General features: G+C 60.5%; 20 protein-coding genes. 14 read left to right on the top strand and 6 right to left on the bottom strand.

Annotated features, from left to right (window positions below; genetic code table 11):
• Positions 1–184: 184 nt before the first annotated feature.
• Positions 185–3,124 carry a GH92 family glycosyl hydrolase gene (locus tag AB4Y35_RS04185; RefSeq protein WP_368703426.1) on the bottom strand — a complete coding sequence of 980 codons (2,940 nt, stop codon included), beginning with the start codon at positions 3,122–3,124 and terminating at the stop codon, positions 185–187.
• Between the two features lie 366 nt (positions 3,125–3,490).
• Between AB4Y35_RS04185 and AB4Y35_RS04180 the strand changes: the two genes are divergently transcribed.
• Complete coding sequence (locus tag AB4Y35_RS04180) at positions 3,491–3,835, top strand: cupin domain-containing protein (protein ID WP_368703425.1); 345 nt, start codon at positions 3,491–3,493, stop codon at positions 3,833–3,835.
• Between the two features lie 112 nt (positions 3,836–3,947).
• On the opposite strand, the gene AB4Y35_RS04175 is transcribed toward AB4Y35_RS04180, so the two are convergent.
• Both AB4Y35_RS04175 and AB4Y35_RS04170 read right to left on the bottom strand, forming a co-directional pair.
• Positions 3,948–4,352 (bottom strand): SRPBCC domain-containing protein, encoded by a 405-nt coding sequence (locus AB4Y35_RS04175; RefSeq protein ID WP_368703424.1) that lies wholly within the window; start codon positions 4,350–4,352, stop codon positions 3,948–3,950.
• A complete protein-coding gene (locus AB4Y35_RS04170) occupies positions 4,349–4,663 on the bottom strand; it encodes an ArsR/SmtB family transcription factor (RefSeq protein ID WP_368703423.1) in 315 nt (104 codons plus the stop codon). The genes AB4Y35_RS04175 and AB4Y35_RS04170 overlap by 4 nt, the downstream gene beginning before the upstream one ends.
• Positions 4,664–5,001: 338 nt before the next feature.
• Here AB4Y35_RS04170 and AB4Y35_RS04165 point away from each other — a divergent pair, with 338 nt between their 5' ends.
• Both AB4Y35_RS04165 and AB4Y35_RS04160 read left to right on the top strand, forming a co-directional pair.
• Entirely contained in the window at positions 5,002–6,792 is a 1,791-nt protein-coding gene (locus AB4Y35_RS04165) for a nitrite/sulfite reductase (protein ID WP_368703422.1), read from the top strand.
• Positions 6,789–7,193, top strand: coding sequence for a DUF934 domain-containing protein (locus tag AB4Y35_RS04160; RefSeq protein ID WP_368703421.1), 405 nt, complete (start codon positions 6,789–6,791; stop codon positions 7,191–7,193). The genes AB4Y35_RS04165 and AB4Y35_RS04160 overlap by 4 nt, the downstream gene beginning before the upstream one ends.
• 142 nt (positions 7,194–7,335) lie before the next feature.
• Here AB4Y35_RS04160 and AB4Y35_RS04155 read toward each other — a convergent pair whose 3' ends face one another.
• Positions 7,336–7,806, bottom strand: a complete 471-nt coding sequence (locus tag AB4Y35_RS04155) for a hypothetical protein (RefSeq protein WP_368703420.1) — start codon at positions 7,804–7,806, stop codon at positions 7,336–7,338.
• Between the two features lie 349 nt (positions 7,807–8,155).
• Here AB4Y35_RS04155 and AB4Y35_RS04150 point away from each other — a divergent pair, with 349 nt between their 5' ends.
• The 5 genes from AB4Y35_RS04150 (at position 8,156) to AB4Y35_RS04130 (ending at position 12,541) form a co-directional block, all read left to right on the top strand.
• The gene (locus AB4Y35_RS04150; protein ID WP_368703419.1) at positions 8,156–8,731 is read left to right on the top strand and encodes a TetR/AcrR family transcriptional regulator; all 576 of its coding nucleotides are present in this window, start codon (positions 8,156–8,158) and stop codon (positions 8,729–8,731) included.
• 6 nt (positions 8,732–8,737) lie between these two features.
• Entirely contained in the window at positions 8,738–9,721 is a 984-nt protein-coding gene (locus AB4Y35_RS04145) for an NAD-dependent epimerase/dehydratase family protein (RefSeq protein WP_368703418.1), read from the top strand.
• A 364-nt stretch (positions 9,722–10,085) separates the two neighbouring features.
• Positions 10,086–11,009 (top strand): LysR substrate-binding domain-containing protein, encoded by a 924-nt coding sequence (locus AB4Y35_RS04140; protein WP_368703417.1) that lies wholly within the window; start codon positions 10,086–10,088, stop codon positions 11,007–11,009.
• A gap of 156 nt (positions 11,010–11,165) precedes the next feature.
• Complete coding sequence (locus AB4Y35_RS04135; RefSeq protein ID WP_368703416.1) at positions 11,166–11,672, top strand: hypothetical protein; 507 nt, start codon at positions 11,166–11,168, stop codon at positions 11,670–11,672.
• Between the two features lie 14 nt (positions 11,673–11,686).
• Positions 11,687–12,541 carry an SDR family oxidoreductase gene (locus AB4Y35_RS04130; RefSeq protein WP_368703415.1) on the top strand — a complete coding sequence of 285 codons (855 nt, stop codon included), beginning with the start codon at positions 11,687–11,689 and terminating at the stop codon, positions 12,539–12,541.
• A gap of 109 nt (positions 12,542–12,650) precedes the next feature.
• Here AB4Y35_RS04130 and AB4Y35_RS04125 read toward each other — a convergent pair whose 3' ends face one another.
• Positions 12,651–13,280, bottom strand: coding sequence for a TetR/AcrR family transcriptional regulator (locus AB4Y35_RS04125; RefSeq protein WP_368703414.1), 630 nt, complete (start codon positions 13,278–13,280; stop codon positions 12,651–12,653).
• 168 nt (positions 13,281–13,448) lie between these two features.
• Between AB4Y35_RS04125 and AB4Y35_RS04120 the strand changes: the two genes are divergently transcribed.
• The 3 genes from AB4Y35_RS04120 to AB4Y35_RS04110 all read left to right on the top strand — a co-directional run bounded on the left by AB4Y35_RS04120 (position 13,449) and on the right by AB4Y35_RS04110 (position 15,822).
• The gene (locus AB4Y35_RS04120) at positions 13,449–13,754 is read left to right on the top strand and encodes a DUF1330 domain-containing protein (protein WP_165979362.1); all 306 of its coding nucleotides are present in this window, start codon (positions 13,449–13,451) and stop codon (positions 13,752–13,754) included.
• Positions 13,755–13,766: 12 nt separating this feature from the next.
• A complete protein-coding gene (locus tag AB4Y35_RS04115; protein WP_368703413.1) occupies positions 13,767–14,111 on the top strand; it encodes a putative quinol monooxygenase in 345 nt (114 codons plus the stop codon).
• 511 nt (positions 14,112–14,622) lie between these two features.
• The gene (locus tag AB4Y35_RS04110; protein ID WP_368703412.1) at positions 14,623–15,822 is read left to right on the top strand and encodes a dienelactone hydrolase family protein; all 1,200 of its coding nucleotides are present in this window, start codon (positions 14,623–14,625) and stop codon (positions 15,820–15,822) included.
• Between the two features lie 445 nt (positions 15,823–16,267).
• On the opposite strand, the gene AB4Y35_RS04105 is transcribed toward AB4Y35_RS04110, so the two are convergent.
• The gene (locus tag AB4Y35_RS04105) at positions 16,268–17,266 is read right to left on the bottom strand and encodes a lyase (RefSeq protein ID WP_368703847.1); all 999 of its coding nucleotides are present in this window, start codon (positions 17,264–17,266) and stop codon (positions 16,268–16,270) included.
• A gap of 342 nt (positions 17,267–17,608) precedes the next feature.
• Here AB4Y35_RS04105 and AB4Y35_RS04100 point away from each other — a divergent pair, with 342 nt between their 5' ends.
• From AB4Y35_RS04100 to AB4Y35_RS04090, 3 genes are all read left to right on the top strand, one after another.
• Positions 17,609–17,872 (top strand): hypothetical protein, encoded by a 264-nt coding sequence (locus AB4Y35_RS04100; protein ID WP_368703411.1) that lies wholly within the window; start codon positions 17,609–17,611, stop codon positions 17,870–17,872.
• A gap of 476 nt (positions 17,873–18,348) precedes the next feature.
• A complete protein-coding gene (locus AB4Y35_RS04095) occupies positions 18,349–19,101 on the top strand; it encodes an SDR family NAD(P)-dependent oxidoreductase (RefSeq protein WP_368703410.1) in 753 nt (250 codons plus the stop codon).
• 248 nt (positions 19,102–19,349) lie between these two features.
• A complete protein-coding gene (locus AB4Y35_RS04090; protein ID WP_368703409.1) occupies positions 19,350–20,930 on the top strand; it encodes a phytoene desaturase family protein in 1,581 nt (526 codons plus the stop codon).
• Positions 20,931–20,939: the final 9 nt, after the last annotated feature.

The following is a 20,939-nucleotide window of genomic DNA, read 5'->3' as shown; positions in this document are numbered from 1 at the left end:
AAAGCCCCGACGGCCCACAATGCGTCGGCCTGGAGAAGCGGCTGCGATCGCACGAGCCAATCGGCAAGCGACGTCAGGCTGATTCCTGGCCGCACAGGGAGTTCCCGATTGTGCGCTTGCCCACCCGCCTGCATCGACGAGATCGGGTGCACGTTGGGCGCCGCCTGCGCGGCGCCCAACGTGTTCAAGGCGCTGCCGCGATACCGAACACGTGCAACTTGCCTTCGCTGGACTGTCTCGGCAATGTGACGCTCGCCACCAGCTTGCCGGGTGTCAGCGGCACCGACTGCGCAAACAGATAAGTCTTGACGCCGTCGGTCGAACCATTGCCGCCATTGCGATACGCGGTAGTCAACGCGATCGGGTCCACCGGTGCCGCGCTGCCGCCATTGAGGGTCCAGTCGTCAAAGGCGAGCGTGAACGGCGTGGTCGTCCCATCGGTATAGGTCACGAGCGCCGCGCCCGAGCCGGGGCCGTTGTTGGCCGAACCCAGCAGAACCAGCGAATGGCCGGTCGTGCCGGGCGGCATCACAATCGTCTGTCCTACCGCCACCGCATTGTCGAGCGGTCCACCCGACAGAACGAAGCTTGCTCCGCCGACAACGAACGGCTTGCCCGGTGTCGCGCCGGCCGCCGCCAACGCACTCGACGAGTAGCTGAACAGAGAGCCGTCGAAGTCCGAACCGAGGCCGTCGGTGTCGGTGCTGCCGTCGGCGCTGATGCCGTGGTTGTTGAAAGCATCCGCCACGTTACGCGCAACCGGCACCCCATAGGACGGCGGCGCCTCGGCCGGGCTCGCGCCCCACTGCGAAGGCGACGTACCCATTGCGAAGTTCAGCGTCGCGCCGTTGGCAAGTGCGTCAACGTCCAGCCAGGAACTATTGTGAGCGCTGCCATTGACGGTGAGCCCCTGCACATAATTCGCGCCAGGCGCGCCGGGTGCATTGATGCGCAAGGTCTTGCCGTTCCCGAGATGAACGACGATCGAGGAAAATTGCGGGCTGCCGATCGCAAAGCCCCCGACACCCGGGATCTCCGGATAGAGCCCCAGCGCGCCCCACACATACCAGCCCGACACGGCGCCCAGGTCGTCATTGCCGGGCAAACCGTTCGGCCCTGTGCCAAAGGCGCTCGCCATGATCTGCTGGACGACATTCTGCGTGCCCGACGGCGAACCCGCCCAGTTATACAACCAGGGCACCTCGAAGGTCGGCTCGTTGCCCATATAGAAGTTGGGCAGCGTCGTCCCCGCGTTCAGCACGGTAAAGAACGTATTCAGCCGCGACACCACCGCCGTATTTCCGCCCAGTTGCGCGAACAGCCCGGTCGGGTTGAACGGCACCATCCACGTGTACTGCTCGGCGTTGCCCTCCACGTAGTTGTCGGTGCTGCCCTGGTTCTCCGCAATCCACGTGCCGTCGGAGTTGCGTCCGGCAATCAGAGGCGGCGTCAAGGAAGTGTTGAGCAGGTATTGCCAGTAAGCCGAGCGGCTACGCAGCATTTTCTGGATCGCCGTGTTGCCCAGTGCACCGGCAAACTGTGAGATCGCGAAATCGCTGCTGCCGTACTCCAGCGTAGACGAAGCCTGCCCCCATTCACCGTTCGTGATATAGCCGAACTGTAGATAGCTGGCGCGCCCGCCGTTGGTCGTCACGCCGTTGCACGCGGTGCCGGGAATGTTGGCCATCTGGATCATATGGCTCAAGGCGCCCGCCGTATCGAACTTGCGCGCACCGAAGGCATACGCGCCCGCCACGATAATCGAGCCGGCGTCGCCCGGCATCACGCCGTCTTCGACGTTGTCATTGACCCAATGTGGAATTGCCCCGCACTGATCCGCGTCGTTGACGAGCGACTGCGCCATATCGCTCGTTTCCTCGGGGAAGAGCGTGGCTTTGAGCGGTATCAGCGAACGATAGATGTCCCAACCCGAAAAACTGGTGTACTGCGCAGCATGGCCAGCACTGACCTGATGAACCTTCTGGTCGAAGCCGATATATTGGCCGTTCACATCGCTGAATACGCTCGGCGCCCATGATGCGTGATAGAAAGCCGTGTAGAACTTCGTCAACGCCGTGGTATCGCTACTGCTCACCTGAATGGCGTTGAGGCGCTGATTCCATATCGCATCGGCGACCTTCTTGACACCGTCGAAATCCCAGGAGGGGTTTTCTTTCTGGAGATTATTTTTGGCGTTTGCGACGCTCACATATGAAATACCGATTTTCATCATGACAGTGGCGCCTTTGCCGAAATTCATCACGGCAACGCCATTGTTGAAGGATGACGTCTTTACAAATGGCTGACTGAACTCCGCATAAAAGTACACCGGAACATTGGTTGAATTACCGCAAAAATGTCCACCGGTGGTACTGCCCGAAATGGTTCTCGCATCGACCTGAGTGACCGAGCTGGCTACGCTCGTCTGTGTGTTTGTATACGTCGTGTTGAGCACGAGCGTCGAAGGCTGATTGTCAGGATACGTGAAGCGACCAAAGCCGGTACGCAGGGTTGCAGTCAACTCGACCTTGACCTGGTTATCGAGCACGACGGAATAGGCGCCTGCTACCGACTTCTCGTTGGTATGGCTAAATGTTTGCGCGAGCGGCTTGCTGGCATCGAGCGTCGGCATGACGGGGAATTCGCCGTCGTTGCCGGAACAACCGGCGCCGCTCATATGGGTGAGACTGAAACTCTGGATCGAGCCGATGTCGTAGTAGTAACCGGCCGGCGAACCGGGCTCCGCGCTGTTCGAGGGAGCCGAGGTGGTATTCGTATCGGGTGCCCACTGCACCATGCCGTTCGGCAGGCCCGCTGCGGGTACGACACTGCCAGCCTGCCCTGCTGGCACTGGGTTCGGAGAGTTGCTGGCCAACGTGCCGATCAGCGGATTGACATACCGCGTCAATTGCATGGTGCCATGATCGGAAGCGGGAATTTCCTCGGCGGCGGCGACAGCCGCGTTTGCATTGCTGGAACCCGCACTGGGACTACTCTGAGCCGTTCCCTGAAGCTGGTCAGCCGCGACAGCGGCGGAGCCGGACTGGCCTGGACTATCTCCTCCACAACCCGCCAAAGAACCAATGATGATCATGGCGGCCGCAAGACGGCGTAAATCTATCATGGCTGTCTCCTGAGTATCACTACGCGTATCTGATTTGTTTAGTTATCCTGTTTATCCAGGTAGCATGTGGTATCCGGCTCGAAGTCATGCTATACGAGACATTTGAATGGCGTCAATTGATTATCTATTGGCGTTTTGTGTTTATCAGAAATTACTAAACAAGCGAATTCCTGACGCAACTTTGCGTGTTAGTCGCTTCGCATAACCGGTCTAACATGTACGAGCATGTTCACGGCGAAGACGACTGAGTTCGCGCGTGTCAGATTGTTATGCAGGCGCGCAACTGCGCTAAAAGTGCCGGAACGGTGGCAGGAACAATCGATGCGTACCTGGCGTTTTTATCAGCCCATAGGCAGGAGCGAGCGCATGATTGAACCGACTGACTTTCTGGCCATGACAGCGGCCTTACGCGAGGGTTATCGCAATGAGGTCCTCACGACGGTCAACGATCACGACATTCACGTCAGCGTGATGGAGGTGCCGTACTTCTGGCATTTCCATCCCGATTCCGATGAGACGTTCATCGGAATCGAAGGCGTATTGATAATCGATTTTGAAGAAGGGGCAATAGAGTTGCGCGCGGGTCAGTTGCTGACCATTCCCGCAGGCGTGCGCCACCGCACGCGTCCCGGCGGCGCACGCTCGATCAACCTGACGGTGGAAAAAGCCAATGCCACGACGATCCGCTGTGACGCTCCCCGGGAAGGGTGACTGCATTGAGGTCGAACGGCGGAGCAATCGAGTCGAAGTCGCCGGCAGGATTATCAGGTAATACGGAGCGACAATATCGAGCGTTGCACCAAGAGTGCAAGCACCCGCGCCCTCATACGTCCAGTAGGTCCTGAAGCCGCTGAATGACGTCCGGCCATCCCTTGCCCATGCCCTGGAAAGCTGCCTTGCCGAGCGGCGAATCGAGGTCGAAGCCCTTGTGCTCGAGTGACAGGCGGGTACCGCTTCCTTCGGCTTCGAGCCGCCATGTGATCGTCGTGTTCAGCGTGCCGGGTGCGAACGAATAGGACAGCAGCCGTTCATGCTCGACGGCGACGACCTCACAGGGCTGCAGGCCCCACGGTCCCATATCCAGCGTGAAGCGATGCCCGACGACCGCGCGCACATCGCCAGCCGCCCACCATCTGGCGTGAATGGCAGGGTCGGTCAGGGCAGTCCAGACCCTCGCCGGCGAGTGCGGAATGAAGCGGGTGAGCTGGATGAGCCCGGGTTCTGTCATTGCGTGTCCTTGTCGAGTATTTCAGTGAGTGCATCGAGACGTTGCTCCCAATACTGCTCGAACGGATGCAGCCACTCCGCGAGTTCCCTCAGCCTGCCTGCGTTCAATCCATAAAGGCGCTGCCGTCCGCTCGCCTGTTCCGTGACCAGGCCCGCGAGACGCAAGACCTGCAGGTGCTCGGAAACCGCCGGGCGGTTCACGGCGAACGCGGACGCGATTTGCCCGGCCGCACGCGGGCCACCCCGCAGCATCTCGAGGATGCGTCTGCGCGTCGGGTTTGCAATCGCCCCAAAGACATCGGTCGTAGTCATTTGCACATAATACGTCGGAAATCTCCGACGCGTCAATTGCCTGAAACCGCTCGTCCTCGTCGCGGCAGAATCTCGGCGCGCAATACCAGGACAATCTCCCAGAAGCCAGTCGCGTGATGAATCCACGCGCCTCGAACGCACGACCCAGATCGTCGAGCGCTCGACCGGGAACGGTCGATGCTTTCACACCCCGCGCTGCCGTCGGCCGAAGGCGCCTGGGTGGACTGCACGCTCCTGCTACGCTCATTTCTGCGGCATCTGCTTCTTGAGACACCGATGCGGACGCGATAACGTCGCTCCTTCTCTGTCCGCCGTGTCACGGCATTTCCGCACTCACCATGTACCGCTATAACGAATTCGACAGGGCCTTCGTGGCGAGCCGCGCGGCGCAGTTCCGCGATCAGATCGAGCGTTGGCAACAAGGCAAGCTGAGCGAGGATGCGTTTCGCCCCCTGCGTCTGCAAAACGGCTGGTATGTGCAGCGGCACGCGCCCATGCTGCGCGTAGCGGTCCCGTACGGCGAACTGTCGAGCGAACAGCTTCGCGTGCTCGCTCGCGTGGCCCGCGAGTACGACGAGCCCGAAGCGGAGGTATACCGCAGCGCGCTCGATGCGCAACGCAAGCTCGGCACGACGCGCCTGCCCACGCATCACGCCCACTTCACGACACGCACCAACGTTCAGTTCAACTGGATACCGCTTTCGAAGGCGGCCGACGTGATGGACCTGCTTGCGAGCGTCGACATGCACGGCATCCAGACGAGCGGCAACTGCATCCGCAATATCTCGTGCGACGAGCGCGCGGGCGTCGCGCCCGATGAGATCGCGGACCCGCGCCCGTTCGCCGAAATCATGCGCCAGTGGACCACGCTGCACCCCGAGTTCGCCTTCCTGCCGCGCAAGTTCAAAATTGCGATCACCGGCGCGACCGAAGACCGCGCGGCGACAGACTGGCATGACGTCGGCCTGCGCCTCGTGCGCGACGAACGGGGCGAACTGGGCTTTCGCGTGACGGTGGGCGGCGGCATGGGGCGCACGCCGATGATCGGCACGTTGATGCGTGAGTTCCTGCCGTGGCGGCACATCATGAACTACATCGAGGCCGTGGTGCGTGTGTACAACCAGTACGGGCGCCGCGACAACAAGTACAAGGCGCGCATCAAGATCCTCGTGAAAGCCGAAGGCCAGCGCTTTGTCGACGAAGTCGAGGACGAGTTCCGGCAGATCGTCGACATCGACGGCGGCCCGCACACGATCGAGCCGGCCGAGTTCGAGCGGGTAAGCCGTTGCTTTCTCGAGCCGCCGAAGCTCGACACGGCACGCACCGCCGAGCCGCACGCCCCCACCATGCTCGAGGCCGCAGCCGCGAGCACGCCGCAGCTGCAGCGCTGGCTCGAACGCAACGTCGCGCCGCACAGGGACCCGTCGCTGCGCATCGTCACGCTTTCGTTCAAACGCGTGCTTCAAGCACCCGGCGATGCGTCCGCCGAGCAGCTCGAACGCGTAGCGGATCTCGTCGATCGCTTCTCCGCGGGCGAGGCGCGTGTCACGCACACGCAGAACATCGTGTTGCCGTGGGTTCACGCCGACGATCTGCTCGCCCTGTGGCAAGCGGCAACCGCGGCCGGCCTCGCGAGCGCGAACGTGCACCTGCTCACTGACATGATCGCCTGCCCCGGCGGCGACTTCTGCGCGCTCGCCAATGCACGGTCGCTGCCGGTCGCGCAAAGCATCATGGAACGCTACCAGGACCTCGACGAACTGAACGACATCGGCGAGATTGACCTGCATATCAGCGGCTGCATCAACTCGTGCGGCCACCACCATAGCGGACACATCGGCATACTCGGCGTCGACAAGGACGGCGCGGAGTGGTACCAGGTGACGCTCGGCGGCTCGGACGGATCGGCACGCAGCGGCGATGCGCGTCCCGGCAAGGTGATCGGTCCGTCTTTTTCGGCGCAGGAAGTGCCGGAGGTCATCGACGCCTTGATCGGCGCTTACGTCGCGCTGCGCGAAGCGCGCGGCGAATGCAGCGAGACGTTCATCGAAACGGTGCGCCGCGTTGGGCTCGAACCGTTCAAGGCGGCCGCCGATACGGCTCGCGCAACCGCGGAGGACACTGTATGAAGACCGCTTCACGCATACGTCTTCTCGACGCTCATGATCATGCGGGCGACACTGCGGCATCCACCTTGATGCTCCCGAACGATGCCGACCCACTCGCGTACGCCACTGAAATTGCAAATGCATCGCGCGTGGAGCTTCAATTCCCCTCGTTCACCGATGGGCGGGCCTATAGCCAGGCTTACCTGATCAGGCGGCGGCTCGGCTTCGAAGGCGACTTGCGCGCGACCGGCGAAGTGCTCGTCGACCAGTTGCTGCAGATGGAGCGCATGGGCTTCTCGAGCGCCGTGCTGGGCGCTGAAGTCTCCATGACCGATGCGCTTCTCCAGCTCGAACGCTTTCCTGCGTTTTATCAGGGTGACGCCCTGCGCGAGGCGCCCTGGCGCGAGAAGGCGCTGGACTGATCGCCTATGGTCGTACGGCGTTGGGCCGCGCGACCGAGCGATTGCGCCCTGCGAGCAGGCTCCCGATCAGATCGCCGACACGATGCGACGTTTTCGGCCGCGAGCTCCCGATTGACTGCGGCCGAATACGTCGACACCAACATCACGTCCTGCCAGCGACGCCTGCTCCCGCCACGTGCGCCTTCACGCGACGGCGCTGCTGGCGTACGTAGGCAGAAGCAGCGAGCGCCGCACTGCAACCAAGCGTGGCGACGACTTCACGCCGGTGATCCTCGCTACACAGCATGACGGCAAACGCACCCGCAATCAGCGCCACCGCGACCAGCCCAGGGAAAGGGTGCAGCCACATCTTCACCTTCAGACGGCCCTCGGCCGCAAGGGTCCTGTGTAGCCGCAATTGACACACCGTGATGACAAGATAGACGAGCAACGCGAGTGCTCCGGTGGTAGCCAGCAAGGCGTCGAACACGTATTTCGGCGCAAGATAATTCGAAGCGCAGGCAAGAAAGGCGACGCAACTCGACGCAATCACTGCATTGGCCGGCACTCCGCTCGACGTGGTCCGCGTTACGCCGCGTGAGGCGGCAGTCGGCCATGAAGCGTCACTCCCCAACTTGGCAGTTTGCCCTTCGAGCGGCGGCTACGGACTCAGCAGCAGTCGCAAGTCACCCGCGCCAGTGACAACGAAACCTTCACACGACATGCGTGATCGACGCGCAACGCGTCGCAGGGGAGCGATGGGTTCCACGTTCGCCGGGCCCGCCTCAGGCCACACACAAATGTGGCTTTGTGCGCGAGAAATCCTCGAAGCCAGCAAGTGTGGCAGCAGCATTCCCTGAGTCGATGAATGACAGCTCCGAGCCGCTTGCGCGGTTGTCCGTTCTGCCTGCAAGGAAAGAACGCCCCCACAACCGACTATATCACCGCTATACATTCGCCTATATCAGCGCTATAGTACGACCATGGATACACGGGCCACCCTGCTTGCTGCGGCGCTGAAGGTTCTCGAGGAGGAAGGCGAGGCGCAGTTTTCGACGCGCGCGGTCTGCTCCCTGGCGGGAGTCACCGCGCCGACGCTCTATCACCACTACGGCAGCGCCGATGGTCTGCTAAGTGCCGCGATGGCGGAGGCGTTCGCGCAGTTTCTGGAAAGCAAACATGCAGCCGCGCAATCGCCTGATCCCGTGACCGTTCTGCGAGATGGCTGGGACGATTACGTGCGCTTCGCGGCGGCACGGCCCAGACTCTATGCAGCGATGTTGGGACGGGTTCTGCAGGGGGCGCAGATACCGGCCGCCCAGCAAGCTTTCGGATTCCTCATCGAGCGCATTTCCGCCATTGCCGCCGAGGGGCGGCTCGCGCTCGCGGTGGAAGCCGCGGCGGACGTGATGTGGGCATCGGCTAACGCCGCGTCCCTGCTCTATGTCACGGCGCAACTGCGCCATGCGGCGGCACCCTCGCCCGCCGTACTTGGGGACATCCGCGAGAACGCCATGCGCGCCATTCTGACAACGGATGCAACGGACACGAAAGGCTGATCGACCATGAAGATCCTCGTCACTGGAGGCTCCGGCCTTCTCGGCAGTCGCTTGCTCCCCGCGCTCGCTGCGGCAGGCCATCAGGTCTTTGCACTTGCGCGCTCGGCGTCGTCCCGTGAAAGAGTGCGGGAACTGGGCGCTCAGCCTCTAGATGGCGACCTGGAAAGCAACGCGCCGCTGGTACTGCCCGCGCTCGATGCCGTCGTTCATGCGGCCGCCATGTTTCGCTTCTCTGGACCGCGTGCGCCGTTCTTTCACGCCAATGTGGATGGCACCGCGAAATTATTGGCAGCGGCAGAGCAAGCTGGCGTGCCGAATTTCGTTCATATCAGCGCGGCAGGCGTCATCATGGACGAAACCGGTTTGCCCATCCGTCATGCCGAGGAGAGCGCTCCTACCTTTGCGCGGCATTTTTCGGCCTATCTGGCGAGCAAGGCGCAGGCCGAGCGAATCGTGCTGGCTGCCAACAAGCCGGGTTTTCGCACCATCGCATTGCGGCCGCCTGCAATCTGGGGGCCGGGGGACCCGTTCAGCCGCGAGCTTCCCCGGGCGCTCGCATCAGGCCAGTTCGCTTTCATCGACCGTGGGGACTATGCGTTCTCCACTTGCCACGTGGATAACGTCGTCGAAGCCGTCCAGTGCGCGCTGACACGCGGCGACGGTGGACGCGCCTTTTTCATCGCTGATCAGCAGACGCAAACGTTCCGCGAATTCATCGGTTTGATTGCAGGCGTGCAGGGTCTTTCGGTCAAGGGATTGCGTTCAATACCTTATTGGCTGGCTTCAGGCTCAGGGCGATTGATGGATGCCGTCTGGGCCATTCTGCGGAAAAATAGCGACCCACCCCTCTCGCGTTCGATGGTACGCATGATCGGACGGGAATTCAGCGTGAGTGATGCTGCCGCACGCCGCGAACTGGGCTATGTCGGAATGACCTCTCTTGACGATGGCTTGCGGAGCTATGAGGTCGCCCGTTCCGCGGGAGCGTAATCCTCGCCAAAATGCCCGTTGAGAAATCCCGCGCTGGCTCTGTAATCCGACTCGCCCCTTGATTTACATTTACAGGTCGTGCGCGGCAGTTCCTGCGACGGTATGTAACTGCTGGAATACGGGCAGCTACGGAAGTTCAGCATTGGTGCGGGCTCGCCCGGTTGAGGACGCGACGAAGCAAATCGTTGCTTTAAAGGTATCTGTAATGGATCCGCCCTATCCACGCAAGGATGCGAAAAAAATACAACGTTTGTGCTGATTTCAAACTCCACCGCAAATCAACACACTACCGGTGTGGAAACCTTATCAAGCCCCGTGATGACCTGGATGCAGATTGACGCCCAACCCTTGAGCCCGAGGACGAATGGATAAGTTCGACGCGATGCGCATATTTGTGCGCGTGGTGGAATCGGGAACCTTCACCAAGGCCGCCGAGACCCTCAACATCCAGAAACCCACCGTGACGCGGCTGGTTCAACTACTCGAAGACGAACTGGCCACCAAACTGCTCAATCGGACCACCAGGCGCGTCACGGTCACGCCCGACGGCGCGGCCTATTACGACCGCGCCGTGCGCCTGCTGGCCGATCTGGAGGAGCTGGAAAATTCTATGACCGGTGTCAAGGCCAATCCAAAAGGCAGGCTGCGCATCGATCTTCCGCGACCGCTTGCCCACTCGGTGGTCGTACCCGCTCTGCCCGATTTTCTTGCGCGATATCCGGACATCGATCTGGAGATCGGTGCCAGTGACACGCCAGTCGATCTAATTGCGGACAACGTGGACTGCGCGTTACGCATCGGCACGCTCACCGATCAATTACTGGTGGCTCGCCGGGTCGGGCTCAGCCACATGGGTATCTGTGCATCGCCCGGCTATTGGAAGCGACATGGCAAACCCTCCCACCCGGGCGAGATCGACCTTCACCATACAGTGATCCATATGATCTCGGCACGAACCGCGAAGCCATTTCCGCTCGTCGCTCACCACGATGGCGAATCCGTCGATATCCAGGGCAAAAGAACCATTCTTTGCAACGACGTATCGACGTGTGCCGATCTCGCCAAAGCCGGCCTCGGCATTGTGATTGGCGGCACGTTCATGACTGCGCCACTCGTTGCCTCCGGCGAGCTGGAGAGCTGCCTCGAAGCGTGGCAGATTCCGCCGATGCCCGTTTCGGTTGTCTATCCGCCGAACCGGCATCTAAGTACCAAGGTGCGCGTGTTCGTGGACTGGATCGTTGAATTGTTTGCCGCGCATCCGTCGCAAATGAAGCCTGACAACGGGTGATTTACTTCCCGAGGCTGCGCGATTAGGGGGGGTAATCGACAATAATCTTTTAATAATCCAGGAGTTTCTCTCCCGCCCCCAGCTTTTTAGACTGCTTCCAACGACGGACAAGCCGCTCCGCCGCTCACATTTCAAGAGGATATGAGGAAGCAGATCATGAACACGACACATGCAACACCGGGCGAGCAATCGCTTCATACTACGAAATCGGTGGACGGGTTATCCCGCACCCTGACCAAAGGGCTGACCGCCGGAGTGGCCGCCGGCCTTATCGTTCTCGTTCCGGTACTGATCCTGCAACTGGCACGGGGTATCGGCGTCGTTCCGGAGATGCAACTCGCCGCCAGCAGCCTGATGGGCATGGCCGCCTATGAAGGCGCCGCAGGCCTGATCCTCGGGACCCTGCTCCACTTTTTTGTGTCGATCGTTCCGGCACTTGCCTACGGCCTGGTCGCGTCGCGCCTGCCGGTGGTGAATCGCCTGGCGTGGATTGCGGGTCCGGTGCTCGGCCTGATCGTGTTCTTTTTCATGGGCATAGTCGTGCTGCCGCACAGCGCCTTCACCACGCCTGCATCGGTTTCGCCCATGCCTTACGTGGCCGCCTTGCTGATCCATATGTTCGCTCTTGGCCTGCCGATCTCGTTGATCATCCGCCGTTGCTGAAAAGGAGATACAAAATGATCGCCATTACTGGAGCAAGCGGGAAGCTTGGACAACTGGTCATCAAGGAACTTCTGCAAGTCGTCCCCGCAGCGCACATCATTGCTGCAGTTCGTAATCCGGAAAAACACGACGCACTGCACTCTCTTGGCGTACAGGTACGCGAAGCGGATTACGATCGTCCCGAGACACTGGAACAGGCGTTCCAGGGCGTGGAGAAACTGCTGCTGATATCGGCAGTACAGCCGGGTGAACGATTCCGGCAACACAAGGCCGTGATCGATGCCGCCAGGCACGCTGACGTCAAGCTGATTGCGTATACAAGCTTACTGCGCGCCGATACCTCAAGGCTGATTCTGGCCGACGAACACAAACGGACGGAAGCGTATCTGAAGCGTTCCGGCATTGATTTCGTATTGCTACGCAACGGCTGGTATCTCGAGAATCACACGGATGCCCTGCCGGCTGCGCTCGCACATGGCACGATCAACGGGAGCGCAGGACAAGGGCGATTTGCATCTGCCTCGCGGGCCGATTACGCAGGCGCGGCCGTTGCCGTGCTAACCCAGCCCGGTCATGCCCACAAGACGTATGAACTCGCCGGAGACCATGCCTACTCGATGGCTGAACTGGTCGAGGAGGTATCGAAGCAGGTGAGTCGCCAGATTGCCTATAACGACCTGCCTTCCTCCGACTATGCGTCAGCGCTACATGGGTTCGGCCTGCCGCAAATGATCGTCGATGTGGTGATCGATGCGGACGTGAAATCTGCGCAAGGTGAACTAGATAGCGCTTCCCGCGACCTCTCCAGGCTTCTGGGCAGGAACACGACATCACTCGCCGAGGCAATCAAGGCTGCGCTGCAAACCTGATCGACATTTCACTGCCAAAACAGCACAAGGAGTTATGAGCAAAGCTCGTAACCCCTTGCCTCAGGACACTAATGCATGACGGGATCGCTCTCGCCCCTGGTCATACGGATCATTTCGTATCACGGGCTTTGCGCAATCGACCGCTTCCTGCGCCAGGCCTGGAATGTATCCCATCGCGGGTCACCAGCATCGCGTCGATCAAACTTACCAGGTGTGCAGCCACATGATCCGCGCCTAACGATTGCGCCGCCACCTGAGCACCCTCGAAGCACAGGTGCAGGATCATGGCGGAATGTTGGGGATTTTCGAGCCCCGCCTCGCTGCACAAAGCCTGAATGCGCCTCAACTGGGCATTCTTGTGCTGGTCGATCACCACGCGGGCGGGATGGCGCTCGTCCGGGAGTTCCGCCAGGCTGTTCGCGAGAGCACATCCGCGGTTGCCTTCGGTGCGCAGGCGCTGCACCACGGACTGGACCAATGCCTTGAGTTGCGATGCGGGATCCCCGGGGTACAGATTTTCCCACTGAGCCCACATCTTTTCGTACTCCTGAGCCACGGACGACAGCCAGTAGGTGACCAGATCGTCCTTGGTCTCAAAGTGACGATAGATCGCCATTTTGTTGGTGTTTGCCGCTGAGGCAATAGCCTCTACACCAATGCCGCGAATGCCCTCACGGTAAAAGAGCGACTGCGCGGCTTCGATGATGCGTTCACGGGGCGCAAGTGCTGAAGTGGTCATGTTATCTGGGGATTTCGTCTGTTCTACCGCATGTAGCCAACTGGAGAATTCCGGCAGTCCTGCTGACCAGGATACCGATCGGTATCATACTCCGACTCGAGACGATACCGATCGGTATCGTCTCGAATGTTCAGAACAATACCTTCGCAACCCGACAGGAGCCGTGGCATGTCAGCACTAGTCATCATCGATCTTGAAGTACACGACCGCGCCAGGATGGAGCAATACGAGCAAGGGGCTATTGAGTTGATGGCGCGCCATGGCGCCAGACCGCTGGCCCGGGAACTCCGGGCCGAAAACTATGAGGGAGCCTGGGCGCCGAATTTTTTTGTGATCCTGGAATTCCCTGATCGCCAGGCTGTCCGCCATTTCTACGATTCGGCGGAATATCAGCCACTCAAGGCGTTAAGGCTGCAGGCAGCGCGCTCGAATGGGATCATCGTCGTGGACAAGGCTGAACCGCCCGCTGCCTGAGGAATCGGAGACATGAACCAGGACACTCGAAACAAGGCTTCCGGTGAAGTAATCGTGATGCTCAACCTCCACTTCAAGCCGGGTTCTGCGGCGAAGGTGCTGGACAAAATGGTGCCAGGCATCCGTCTCACGAGAAAGGAGGCGGGCAATAATGAATTCCGGTTGTTCAAGGTGCAAGGGCAGGAGGACAAATACGTCGTGTTCGAGCGCTGGAAAGATCAGGCCGCCTTGGACTGGCACTGGCAGCAGCCCTATACGAAAGAAGCGCTGGAGCTGTTTGACCAACATCTGGCGAAGCCACTCTCGGAGACTGAAGACGTCGCCTACCTCACTGACGTCATGGAGCACGGCGAATAGAAGAGATGATGGCCGTCGGGGCGGCCATCATCAAGCCAACCCATAGAGCGATGGCTTGCCGGACCGGGTACGTGGCCGAAAGCAAGCCCGAGTGGAGGATCGCGCAAGCGGACCCGGAATGACTTCGTGAAACATCGCCCCTTCATCAAAGTTAATTTACATCACTTCTAAGTTGATATATCAACCATATATATCCATGCCAGCAAATTGTATGCGTCAGTATTAACTCTCAACATATTACCTTGTTTCAGGCGGATACCCTCTCCGTCCAACGACGATTGCCGCCACTGCGACGTTCTGCCCGCACTGATTTTTGGTTGATTTATCTACAATATAGATGTTCGGTCGATGCGGACACACCGCGAAGGGTTCAGGCGTCATCGCGTCGCGCCCAGTTTTGGCGGGTGGTCTCGGCGGCCACCGGAGCGGTCTCTAAAGAAACAGGCCCTGCGGCAACACTATTCACAGAGCCGCCAGGGATTCGAGGTATCAACTCAGGAGGGTGTAGCGGATGCGATTCGGGAAAGTTCTGACGAATTGTGTGATCGCGTGTGCATGCCTGGCGCTTGTCGTGCCCACTGCGCCCGCCCATCCGATCGTGGACGTGGACGCACACCCTCTCGCCAACACACAGGTCCGCCCCATTGCGGTCAACGAAACCTCCCTACCTGCCACAGGCCTGAACGAACAGGTCATTGGCATTCCGGCCGATGCGTCCGGCAAGGTCCTGCTCGAAACGACGGTGTACAAGCCGGACGGCCCTGGCCCGTTCCCGATGATCGTCTTCAACCACGGCAAGATTAAGGGCGATCCGCACAAGCAGGCACGCAGCGAACCGCTCCCGCTCGCTCGCGAATTCGTGCGTCGCGGATACGTGGTCGTAGCACCGAACCGGCGCGGTTTCGCGCACTCGGGCGGCACGTATGAACAGCACGGCTGCGATGTCGAACGCAATGGCATGGGCCAGGCGACCGATATTGCCGCGACCGTCGATTTCATGTCAAAGCAGCCCTATGTGGACGCGCAGCACATTGTCGTAGCCGGCACTTCGCACGGCGGTCTTGCGACAATGGCATATGGCACCGAAGCGGCTCCCGGCGTGCGGGCGCTGATTAATTTCTCAGGCGGTCTACGGCAGGACACGTGCACTGATTGGCAGGGAAATTTGACGCGTGCTTTCGGCGCATATGGCGAGAAGGCGCGAGTGCCGTCGTTGTGGCTATACGGTGAAAACGATTCGGTCTGGCCGGCCACGTTGAGTACGAAGATGCATGCCGCCTTTGCGGCAAGCGGTGCGAGCGCAAAGATGGTCAACTTTGGTTCGTACAAAAAAGACGCGCATCGCCTGGTCGGGGATCGCAATGGCGTGCGCGTGTGGTGGCCGCCAGTCGAATCGTTCCTCGCGCGGGCAGGAATGCCGACTCGTGCGCGCTACAGCGTTGCGGACCCGGTCCGGCCGAAAGCGACCGGCTATGCGGCGGTCGACTCGGTCCAGGCTGTGCCGTTCCTTGACGAATCTGGGCGCAGTGCGTACCGGAACTTCCTGCAGCAGTATCCGGGCCGTGCGTTTGCTGTTTCGGACTCCGGCGCGTGGTCGTGGGCGGAGGGTGGCGATGATCCGATGTCTGTCGCGGTGGCGAATTGTCAAAAGCAGAGTGCCAATCCTTGCAGGCTCTATGCGGTCGATAACTCTGTTGTCTGGCGTGAGTGACTTTTATTGCCTCCAGCGCGATAGGTTGCCGGGCACCCATTTTTCGATACCGACAACTCCAGACCGCGTCAGGCTGCCGTCGGCCACAAGGCGACGCACACGCTCGCATCCGCAACGACCGCAATCCGCGTCGTAGCAGACATTCATGCGAGCGCATGACGGCGGAAACAGTCGAGCCGCCGGTCAGTGGCACTCACAGGCTGCCTGTCAGCAGCTAGCGTCGCCCGCTGCGGCCCCATACGTACCGTACCCACCGATGCCATCGGCTTTTAGGCGCGGGCGCGTTGTGCGCGGGCTGCGCTTCGCGATCCCGCTGGACGGATTTGCGTACCTGTTCGTGGATCTGCCGCAGCGTCATGCCACCAGGACCCTTCAGTTTGTCGGGATCGGAATCGGAATCGTCTGTCATTGGGGGTGCCTGGAGAGAACAACGGTTGCAGTGGTCTCACTTGCTGCCGTCAAGCGTTGCGCTGGACCGGTAGCGCAGCAGATGATCCGTGCCAGACTCCGACAGCCAGACTTCTCCCGGCCGGCCCATCATCTGGCGTACGTTCGCGTGTGGCCGCGGCAGCGCAAACGTCTCGAATCGTTCGGTTATTGGGTCAAAGCGCACTAGCGCATTAGTGCTCCATTCGCTGAGCCAGACGATGTCTCTGTCGTCAACGAATATCGCATACGCATGCGGATCGGAGCCCGGGAGTTTCCATTCGCGCCACCGATGCGTCGCCGGGTCAAACACTCCCACCATTCCTGCGTTCCACTCGCTGATCCAGACGCGTCCTTTTGAATCGGACCATACCCGGCGCGCTCCCTGTTTCGGTGTTGGCGGCTCGATGACCTCCGCCGCGCCGCTCACCGGATCGATGCGGCCGAGGTAGCTGCCAGCCAATGAAGCGAAGTACAAGCTGCCATCAGGGGTGACACAGATGCCATAGGCGCCCGGCCCTCGCGGCGCATCGAACACGCGCATGCTGCCGCTGCGCGGGTCAAGCTCACCATAGATTCCGCCTTGTCCGGTAAACCAAAGGTGCCCCCGTTTGTCGAAGACCGCCGTGTTCAGGTTGGCGTTCTGTCGGTCTTCAGGCAACGGGAAGCGCGCGACAGCGAGTGTCTTCGGATCGACGCGTACGATCGCGTTCAGCCCGCCGTCGGTGATCCATGCTGCTCCATCCGGACCGACGATCACGCCGTGCGGCGCCGATCCGTTGCCGAGCGGGATCCGCTCGGTCTTGCCGCTGCGCGGGTCCAACCTTCCGACTGCGCCTTGCGCCTGCGCGGTGTACCAGACGGTGCCGCCAGGCTCTGGCGCGACATCGTGCGGTGCGCTGCCGGAGGGCACAGCAAATGAGTCGAACGAAAGGGACTGAGCCTGCGCCGAACCTGGTGCCAATATCGCACCAACAAGAACCGACGCAAAATATCGGAAGAAACGGGATGCGTTAATTCCGTTCACCGTCGCGCAAACCGCTGTATTTGCGATGTGAACCACGTCCGCCTCCGTGACGGGATATTGCTGGCACTGATGCGTGCTTATTGTGGCACTAACCGGGAAAATTCTCGGCCTGGGCGCAGACAAAGTGTGTGACAAGCATTTGTCTGCGATTAGCAGGCGGCTCGATGGGCGCGCAACGACGCATGGCGAACTGTGCAAAGGAGCGGCCACGCGCGCGGTGGCCGTCTTGAGGGCGAATGCGTGAATTCGGCCAGGAGCGGTCCTTCGACCGTATGCGCGGATAGTCACTCGCACGTCACTTCCTCATCACATAGCGGACTCTCAGGTGATCCGATGGCAAGACAGAGCGTATATATGCGCTCGACCATACACGTGACATCCACTCGCCTGCTTGTTCTTGTGGATGTCGCCAAAAAAGCGTTCGCCAGCGATCGATTCTCTTCGGGAATCAGCCATATGAAAAATCAGCTGATTATCATTCCTGCAGGCTGCCTTTACTCTGTTTCTGTCATTCATGAGCAGAGGGAAGTTTCCAGCTTGCGTTTAGGTCTACGCCAGCTGACGATCTCCGATCCTGAAGGACTGTACCAAGCCTAAATGGCGGGTTTTATTTTAACCTTGAGTCAACCCGATGCAGCCAAAGGGAAGACCTGACCGGGCAGTCGAAGCAATATGCGTCGAACCCAGCGTTGACCAATGACGCTCTGGAGCGGGACCGCAGCCGCCGCGGTAAGCGCTTTGGGCGCGATTGGTTTGATCCATGACGTCCGTCGTACCATTCAGAATATTCTCATATATCAGGAAACCTAAATTACATCATTAATTTTGACACGTCATGGCTTAAAACGCTAAAGCGTCTTTGGAATGACAGAAGTCGAATCGACTACCTTCAATGTGATACGGTGCCCGATAGCCTGGGGGAAGTGCGTAGGCATCGTCTTGTAGCGGCAAAAAGCGGAATAAATTGTCTTAGCCGACTGTTCTCTGTTAGAGACCCACTACGTACGACGTTTCGGGGTATAGATGCGCATATGCATAGTGCTACGGACGCTGTATTTTTTAGGAGAGTGAATATGCAAGCCAGTGCAAAAGTAGCCCTCGTCACTGGAGGCAACCGTGGAATTGGGTTCGAAACTGTAAGGCAACTCGCTGAAAAGGGTCTAACGGTTCTGCTCGCCGCCCGGGATCTGGAGGAAGCGGAACAGGCTGTAGCAAGCCTCAAAGAGGAAGGATTGACGACAGTCTTTCCGGTAAAGATGGACATCACGAATTCTGCGGACCGTGTTGCGGTCTCGCAGCTCATTGCGAGCCAATTCGGGCAACTTGATGTCCTTGTAAACAACGCCGGAGTGGCAACACCAGAGGGCGCCGGGACTGTGATTGATCACCTCACGAGTGGCACTTCGCTGGAAGAGCTCAGGCTCCTGTTTGAAATCAATGTCTTTGCGGTGATCCTGCTCACAGGCCAACTGCTTCCCCTCCTTCGCAAGAGTAGTGGTGCACGGATCGTGAACGTGTCCAGCCACCTCGGTTCGCTAACGCTGCACGCGAGAAATGATCAGGCCGTCGCTTACACCAAGCGTTACGCTTACAACGCCTCAAAGGCTGCTTTGAATCTGTTTACCATTCAACTTGCCCAGGAACTGGAGGGAACGAACATCAAGGTGAATTCGATTCATCCGGGATGGGTCAAGACCCGCCTGGGTACTGATGCTGCGCCGCTGCAACCCTCTCAAGGAGCACAGTCAAGCGTGAAAGCGGCGCTCCTCGGCGGGGATGGCCTCTCAGGCGCCTTCTTTCATCTTGATCAGATCATCCCTTGGTAACCGCCGCTTCGGTTGCGCTCGCAGTCGCTTCATTTCCCGATCCTTGTTCTTCACCTTGCGATTCCGGACATCCAGACTGCAGGGCCTCGTGGTACGGCCCGCATCGTTCTCGTCCGCGCAACCAGTAGGGGTCGTCGAGTACGGCAATCTGCCGTTCTGGGACACAGCGGATGCACCGCTGAAGGCGGCGTACGATGCCATGAGCCAGCCATAGCTTAAGCAATCAGGCAGACAATGTGGGAGCAGACATGCAGGACAAGGCAGACGTTATTGTCGTGGGCAGCGGGATAAACTCGCTCGTGTGCGCGGCTGTGCTGGCGCGGCGCGGCCAGCGCGTGTTTGTGATCGAGCGCAACGACGAGCTGGGCGGGTGCATTCGCAGCGAAACGCTGTTTTCGGGCTACACGCACGACATCATGTCATCGTGGTATCCGCTCTTCGTGGGCAGTCCTGCCTATGCGGAAATGAAGGACGATCTGCACGCGGCCGGTCTCGAATTCGTGCAGACCGGCTACACCACAGGGGTGGTCACGCCGGATGGCCGCTCGCTCGCGTTTCGCCAGGATATCGCCGACACCGCCGTGCGTCTTGACACCATAAGCCAAGGCGATGGCGCCGCCTTCGCAGCCGCCGCCCGGCGCCTGTTCGGCGCTGATGCGGCGCTCACGTTCGGCCTGCTCGGCGAGAATCCGTACGGCTGGAGCATGGTCAAGCTGCTGTGGGACGAAAGGCGCAAGCGCGGCCTCGACGGTCTCGTGGAGTTCGGCGGCGCATCGCTAGAAAGCTTCAGGCGCTGGAGCACGCGGACCTTTGCCTCCGACCTCGCGCGTGCGGCGATCGCGCCGTGGGTGCTGCACGCCGGCCTCGGTCCCGACGACGCCGGCTCCGCCATGTTCGGCAAGTTGACTTTCGCGGCCGTGGTGGCCGGCGGCATGCCGCTCGTCAAGGGCGGCAGCAGTAATATCGTCAAGGCGTTTCGCAGCGTGATCGAACGGCATGGGGGCCGCTTCGCGACCGGCGTCGATGTCCAGCGGGTTCTGGTGAAGGATGGCCGCGCGGTCGGTGTGGAAGCGAATGGCCAGCTATGGCAGGCCGAACGCGCCGTGGTGTGCAACGTCACGCCGCGCCAGCTGTATGAGCGCCTGCTGCCGGACGTACCCGCACTCTGGCATGAGCGCGCACGCTCTTATCACTTCGGGCGCGGCGACATGCAGATTCACTTTGCGCTATCGTTGCCGCCTGCGTGGTGCGACCCCGAACTCGCGAAAGTGCCGCTCGTGCATCTGACCGAGAGCCTGGAAGCGGTGTGCATGGCTGTGGCACAAGCAAACAACGGCCTGATTCCCTCCCGCCCGACGATCGCAATCGGGCAGCCCACTGCCGTTGATCCGAGTCGCGCCCCCGACGGCGCGGCGATCCTGTGGCTGCAGATGCAGGACATGCCGTCACGCCTCTCGGGGGACGCCGCGGGCGAGATCGAGGTCCCGCAGGACGGCCGCTGGACTGAGGCCGTGCGCGAGCAGGTGGCCGACCGCATCCAGCGGCGCCTCGAAACGGTGATGCCGGGACTCGCCGCCAGGATCGTCGGCCGGCGCGCATATTCGCCTGCAGACCTCGAGAGCCTGAACTGCAATCTCGTGGGCGGCGACCCCTATTCGGGAGTGTGCTCGCCGGACCAGTTCTTCTGGCTGCGTCCGTTCGCAGGCGTCTCAGGCAAACGCGGGCATACCGCGCCGTATGCGAACCTGTACCACATCGGCGCATCGACCCATCCTGGTCCCGGACTCGGCGGCGGTTCGGGTTGGATGGTAGCGAACCAGCTCAGTTGACGAGACATC

The organism is Paraburkholderia sp. EG286A (assembly GCF_040965375.1).
GTDB lineage: Bacteria > Pseudomonadota > Gammaproteobacteria > Burkholderiales > Burkholderiaceae > Paraburkholderia.
Note: the sequence above shows the minus strand (reverse complement) of the source record. Positions and strands in the feature narration are given on the sequence as shown.